Raw genomic sequence first — 6,440 nt, 5'->3', positions numbered from 1 at the left:
TCTAGACACCAGTTCTGAAAATGAGGTTAGCTAGAGACAGTTTTTCAGATATTAGCCGATTAATCAGGTGATAATTATCGCTAAAATCGCACTATCAAGCCAAAACAACGAAGCTGTAATTTTATCGCCTAATAACGCCCGAATTGAGTGCCGCCGCCGCCCAAGAAAAAGACAATCTCTAACATCTAAACCGGAGAAAAGCACAATCGCGGACTTGACAACAACAGCAACAATTTGCTATAATGACCTTTTGTCAACGATTTGACCTTCGGTAATAGGAGTTCAGAGTAACCTTAGATACAGCCCTATCATGCCCACCATTCAGCAATTAATACGCGACGAAAGATCCAAAGCGAAAAGAAAAACCAAATCTCCCGCCCTCAAACAATGCCCCCAACGTCGGGGAGTTTGTACAAGAGTATATACCACCACACCGAAAAAACCCAACTCAGCCCTACGGAAAGTCGCTAGGGTACGTTTGACCTCTGGATTTGAGGTGACAGCCTACATCCCGGGCATCGGTCATAACCTGCAAGAACACTCGGTCGTCCTCATTCGGGGCGGTCGGGTCAAAGATCTACCCGGAGTCAGATATCACATCATTCGCGGCACCCTCGATGCCACTGGGGTGAAAAACCGTCAAAAGGCGCGATCTAAGTACGGAACCAAACGCCCCAAACCCGCCGCTAAATAAACAGGAAATTGATTAACCAAAAAAATACTCCCACCGAGTCGGTCAAAGTTAACCCAAGAGACTGAAGACTCGCAGGAGAGGGTTTGAGATGGGCTGTAATCATCCGACTGTCAAGCAAAAGTTAAAGTTAACCTAGAAAATCAAGGAATATTCCGATGTCTCGCCGTAAAAACGTCAAAAAACGTCCTATTCCCCCCGATCCCGTTTACAATAGCTGTTTAGTCAGCATGACCATCCGCCGGATCATGCGATCGGGCAAAAAATCCTTGGCCGCTAACATCGTTTACGATGCCCTAAAAACCGTCGGCGAACGTACCGGCCAAGAACCCCTAGAAGTATTTGAAAAAGCCGTTAAAAACGCCACCCCCCTAGTGGAAGTGAAAGCCCGCCGGGTCGGTGGAGCCACCTATCAAGTCCCGATGGAAGTACGCACCAACCGTGGTAGTACATTGGCACTGCGTTGGTTAGTCCATTATGCCAGAACCAGAGGCGGCAAAACCATGGCTGGTAAACTAGCTAACGAGATCATGGATGCGGCCAATGAAACCGGCGGCACGATCAAAAAACGGGAAGAAACCCACCGGATGGCAGAGGCAAACAAAGCCTTTGCCCACTATCGTTACTAAGAAAGATACTTTAAAGATACTTTAAGGGCGGTGGACCACACCGCTGCCGCCAAAAAACTGTCAAGAAAAGTATAGAATTGTAAATAGTGTAAAAAATCCTAGAACAAAATCCCATCACTGGCAAGCAAAGCAAGGAGGTTGCTGTGGCACGGACTATCCCGCTAGAGAGAGTGCGAAACATCGGAATCGCCGCTCATATAGACGCGGGCAAAACAACGACAACAGAAAGAATCCTGTTCTATACGGGAGTCGCTCATAAACTGGGCGAAGTCCACGACGGAACGGCAATTACCGACTGGATGGAACAGGAACGGGAGCGAGGAATCACCATCACCGCCGCCGCCATCAGTACCAGTTGGCAAGATCATCGCATCAACATCATTGACACCCCTGGCCACGTCGATTTCACCATTGAAGTGGAACGTTCCATGCGGGTACTCGATGGAGTAGTGGCGGTTTTCTGCTCTGTTGGTGGTGTACAACCCCAATCGGAAACCGTCTGGAGACAAGCCGATCGGTACAAAGTACCCCGGATTGCCTTTATCAACAAAATGGACAGAACGGGAGCGAATTTCTTCAAAGTTTACGAACAATTAAGAGATCGCCTTAGAGCTAACGCCGTTCCCATCCAAATGCCGATCGGCGCAGAAAGCGAACTAAGCGGGATCATCGATCTCGTCAAGATGCGCGCCTATATATATAAGGACGATCTAGGGAAAGACATAGAAGAAACCGACATTCCCGAAGACTTATTGAAAAAGGCCGAAGAATTCCGCGTGCAGCTGGTGGAGGCTGTAGCGGAAGCCGATGAAGAACTCCTAGAAAAATATCTAGAAGGTGAAGAACTCACCGAAGCCGAAATCAAACGCGGTCTCAGAGAAGGGACGATTGCTGGTACAATTGTTCCCGTCCTCTGCGGCTCGGCTTTCAAAAACAAAGGGGTACAACTGCTCCTCGATGCCGTCGTCGATTACCTACCCTCACCCTCGGAAGTAGCCGCCGTTAAAGGGATTCTTCCCGATGGCAGCGAGGCAATCCGGGAGGCTAAGGACGATGCTCCCTTCTCTGCTCTCGCCTTCAAAATCATGGCCGATCCCTTCGGTCGTTTAACCTTCCTGCGGGTCTATTCCGGTGTACTAGCTAAAGGCAGCTACGCCTACAACTCCACCAAAGGAACCAAAGAACGGATCGCTCGCCTGATCGTCCTCAAATCCAACGAACGGATCGAAGTGGATGAACTGCGCGCCGGTGATCTGGGAGCGGCGATCGGACTGAAAAACACCATTACCGGGGATACCCTCTGTGATGAGAAGAACCCAGTTATCCTAGAATCCCTCTTTATCCCCGAACCGGTTATCTCCGTGGCGGTGGAACCGAAAACCAAACAGGACATCGAGAAACTCAGCAAAGCTCTGCAAGCTCTCTCCGATGAAGATCCCACCTTCCGGGTCAAAGTTGATCCCGAAACCAATCAAACGGTAATCGCCGGGATGGGAGAACTGCACCTGGAAATCCTCGTCGATCGAATGCTGCGGGAGTACAAAGTCGAAGCGACGGTGGGCGCTCCCCAGGTGGCCTATCGGGAAACTGTGCGGAAACCCGTGCGCGCTGAGGGTAAATTTATCCGTCAAAGTGGCGGTAAAGGGCAGTACGGCCACGTCGTCATCGAACTCGAACCGGGTGAACCGGGGTCAGGCTTTGTCTTCGTCTCCAAAATTGTCGGTGGTGCTATCCCCAAAGAATACATCAACCCGTCAGAACAAGGGATGAAAGAAGCTTGCGAATCGGGGATCGTAGCGGGTTATCCTGTCATCGACCTGAAAGCAACCCTGGTAGATGGTTCTTTCCACGATGTGGACTCCTCCGAGATGGCCTTTAAGATTGCCGGTTCCATGGCGATTAAGGAAGCGGTGATGAAAGCTACCCCCGTTCTCCTAGAACCGATGATGAAGGTCGAGGTGGAAGTACCCGAAGACTTCATCGGTAACGTCATCGGTGATCTTAACTCCCGTCGGGGACAAATCGAAGGTCAAGAAACCGAGGCCGGCATCGCCAAAGTGTCCGCTAAAGTTCCCTTAGCGGAAATGTTTGGTTACGCCACTGATATTCGCTCCAAAACCCAAGGACGGGGCATCTTCACCATGGAATTTAGCCATTACGAAGAAGTCCCCCGCAACGTGGCCGAGGCGATTATCGCCAAAAGTAAAGGGAACGGATAATCAGTGACCAGTGACCGGTGAGCAGTGAAGACAAACCGATCATTTAAATTTGATCGGTCAACCCTAATAACTGCTAACTTAAAACTGATCTCTGGTGACTGATTAATGTTCACCCAGCTGAAGAAGAAAAAAAAACAAAGGAACAGAAAGTAAATGGCACGCGCTAAATTTGAACGGACGAAACCCCACGTTAACATCGGTACGATCGGTCACGTTGACCACGGCAAAACTACCCTCACCGCCGCTATCACGATGACCCTAGCGGCTCTGGGTAATGCCCAAGCTAAAAAATACGATGAAATCGATGCCGCTCCCGAAGAAAAGGCTCGCGGGATCACCATCAACACCGCTCACGTTGAGTACGAAACCGCCAGTCGCCACTATGCTCACGTGGACTGCCCCGGCCACGCGGACTATGTAAAAAACATGATCACCGGTGCGGCACAGATGGACGGTGGTATTCTCGTGGTCTCGGCCGCTGATGGCCCGATGCCCCAAACCCGGGAACATATCCTGCTGGCTCGTCAGGTGGGTGTACCTAACCTCGTGGTCTTCCTCAACAAAAAAGATATGGTGGACGATGAGGAATTACTGGAACTGGTGGAACTGGAAGTGCGCGAACTTCTCACCAGTTACGACTTCCCCGGCGACGATATCCCCATTATTGCCGGTTCTGCGAAAGAAGCCCTCGACTACATGACCAAAAATCCCAAGGCCAAAAAAGGCGACAACGAGTGGGTAAATGCGATCTATGAATTAATGGAAGCGGTGGATAGCTATATCCCCACCCCCGAACGGGCGATCGATAAACCCTTCCTGATGGCGGTAGAAGACGTATTCTCGATTACTGGTCGGGGGACGGTGGCTACCGGTCGGATCGAACGCGGTGTTGTGAAAGTGGGTGATAACGTGGAATTGGTGGGGATCAGAGAAACTCGCCCCACCACCGTCACCGGGATCGAAATGTTCAAGAAAAGTCTTGATCAAGGGATGGCCGGTGACAACGCTGGTATCCTCCTGCGTGGTATCCAAAAAACCGACATCGAGCGCGGCATGGTGATCGCTAAACCGGGTACGATCAAACCCCACACCCAGTTTGAAGGTGAGGTGTATGTGTTAACTCAAGCAGAGGGTGGTCGTCACACTCCTTTCTTTAAAAACTATCGTCCTCAGTTCTATGTACGGACAACTGACGTAACTGGCACTATCAAAGACTACACCGCCGATGATGGCAGCACTGTAGAAATGGTCATGCCGGGAGACCGGATCAAAATGACCGTGGAACTGATCAACCCGATCGCTATTGAGGAGAAGATGCGCTTCGCTATTCGCGAAGGTGGTCGCACCATCGGTTCTGGCGTTATCTCGAAAATTATCAAGTAGGCTAATCTACTAATTAACGGGGCAGTGAATTTAAAAGCTGCTCCGTTACTGTCTTGATCTTGTACCTTGACAACTGCAATAGGTGAAATTATGGCTACGTTACAACAACAGAAAATTCGCATTCGTTTGAAAGCTTTTGACCGCCGCCTACTCGATACTTCCTGTGAGAAGATTGTCGATACTGCCAATAGAACTAACGCCACAGCGATCGGACCGATTCCCCTACCGACAAAAAGAAAGATTTATTGTGTCCTGCGTTCCCCTCACGTTGACAAGGACTCCCGTGAACATTTTGAAACCCGCACCCATCGCCGCATTATTGATATTTACCAACCCTCTTCTAAGACAATCGATGCTTTGATGAAATTAGATTTACCCGCAGGGGTTGATATTGAAGTTAAATTGTAAAAAATGCCAAAAAGATGTTATCGCTAACATCTTTTTTTCTTAGAGACTCTTTGTCATGGTGTTTCTCGTCTAGTTTTTGTGGACGAGAATCGCTATTAGATACCCCAGCAGCCCATCAAGGTGGCGGTTGCTCTTTAAATAGGGTTGGCTGAATAAATCTAAAAACCTTGTTGGATAAGACTTTTAGACTTTTTTGACCTCAAAAAGTGCCAGCCATTGGAGGGATCGGGGCGAAAATTCCTGGACTTTTTCCCTGAAAATTAGGTAATTGACCGTCTGAAAATGGGTAAAACCCCACACCCCACACCCTGCCCCCACAAAAAACTTTTTCAGCAGACCCTAAATATTGATACTATTGGGGATGCGAGAGGGTTTCAGGAAAATATAAGGCGTAATTCGGGTTGAATTGCGCCGATCGATCTCATTTTCGATCGCTTTTAATTTAGCTTGGAAAACCGCCAAAATCGGGTAAGTGCGTTGATCTGGGAAATCATTTCGGGATGGATAACCAAAACGGTTGAATTGAAAAGCTGTTAAAGTGTGCATAATTTCCAATTGATAAGTGGCCTGGGCCTGGGGGGGCAAAAGACGGAGAATATAATCCATATCCACCTCCTCAGATGCTTTGGGAGGAGATTGATAACCGGCTAGGGGAATATTCGCGCAAAAGGCGAGATAATCGTATTGAGAATAATTAACCGCCGCGTGTTGTGGTCCAGCAATAAAAATTATCTGGGTGACAACTTCGATTAATTTGGCTAAAGTGTCTAATTTTCCGTCAGAAACTAATTTTTTAATGCTTCCACCTTCAGGTGACATCAATTTTCGCACCCAAGCTTGTAATTCTGTATCCTCGTTTACATCCGCGTCGGAAGTATAGTAAAGACTTAGGTAATCTTTGACGTAGGTTTCCGTTGCTTGCCAAAGTAAGAGAGCATCGTCCCGGTAGGGGTAATCTGGTAGTCGGGAGGTATCATCGACTTGGCGGAAGGCTAATTGCTTGGGTAGGGTATAATCGGCGAAATTATCCAATCTTTGACGATAGGAAGTCTTAATTATCTCGATAGATGCTTCTAGCGTCCCCGCTAATAGACGATCAACGAATCCGCC

Annotated in this window: 6 protein-coding genes; 5 read left to right on the top strand and 1 reads right to left on the bottom strand. The window is 48.7% G+C overall.

Features of this window, described 5'->3' with window-relative positions; all coding sequences use genetic code 11:
• The first annotated feature begins 310 nt into the window (after window positions 1-310).
• The 5 genes from rpsL to rpsJ all read left to right on the top strand — a co-directional run bounded on the left by rpsL (window position 311) and on the right by rpsJ (window position 5,330).
• Entirely contained in the window at window positions 311-694 is a 384-nt protein-coding gene (gene rpsL / locus PX484_RS06385; RefSeq protein WP_002740176.1) for a 30S ribosomal protein S12, read from the top strand.
• A 155-nt stretch (window positions 695-849) separates the two neighbouring features.
• Entirely contained in the window at window positions 850-1,320 is a 471-nt protein-coding gene (gene rpsG / locus PX484_RS06380; protein ID WP_002739653.1) for a 30S ribosomal protein S7, read from the top strand.
• A 143-nt stretch (window positions 1,321-1,463) separates the two neighbouring features.
• Entirely contained in the window at window positions 1,464-3,539 is a 2,076-nt protein-coding gene (fusA, locus tag PX484_RS06375; RefSeq protein ID WP_002783529.1) for an elongation factor G, read from the top strand.
• Between the two features lie 153 nt (window positions 3,540-3,692).
• Window positions 3,693-4,922 (top strand): elongation factor Tu, encoded by a 1,230-nt coding sequence (gene tuf, locus PX484_RS06370; protein ID WP_287767781.1) that lies wholly within the window; start codon window positions 3,693-3,695, stop codon window positions 4,920-4,922.
• A 90-nt stretch (window positions 4,923-5,012) separates the two neighbouring features.
• Window positions 5,013-5,330 carry a 30S ribosomal protein S10 gene (gene rpsJ / locus PX484_RS06365; protein ID WP_002800099.1) on the top strand — a complete coding sequence of 106 codons (318 nt, stop codon included), beginning with the start codon at window positions 5,013-5,015 and terminating at the stop codon, window positions 5,328-5,330.
• 339 nt (window positions 5,331-5,669) lie between these two features.
• Here the strand turns inward: rpsJ and PX484_RS06360 are convergent.
• Window positions 5,670-6,440, bottom strand: a 771-nt coding sequence (locus tag PX484_RS06360; protein WP_288103181.1) for a lipoxygenase family protein, incomplete at its 5' end; no start/stop codon positions are given.

The sequence above is a fragment of the Microcystis sp. M49636_WE2 genome, assembly GCF_030065375.1.
Classification (GTDB): Bacteria; Cyanobacteriota; Cyanobacteriia; order Cyanobacteriales; family Microcystaceae; genus Microcystis; species Microcystis aeruginosa_C.
Note: the sequence above shows the minus strand (reverse complement) of the source record. Positions and strands in the feature narration are given on the sequence as shown.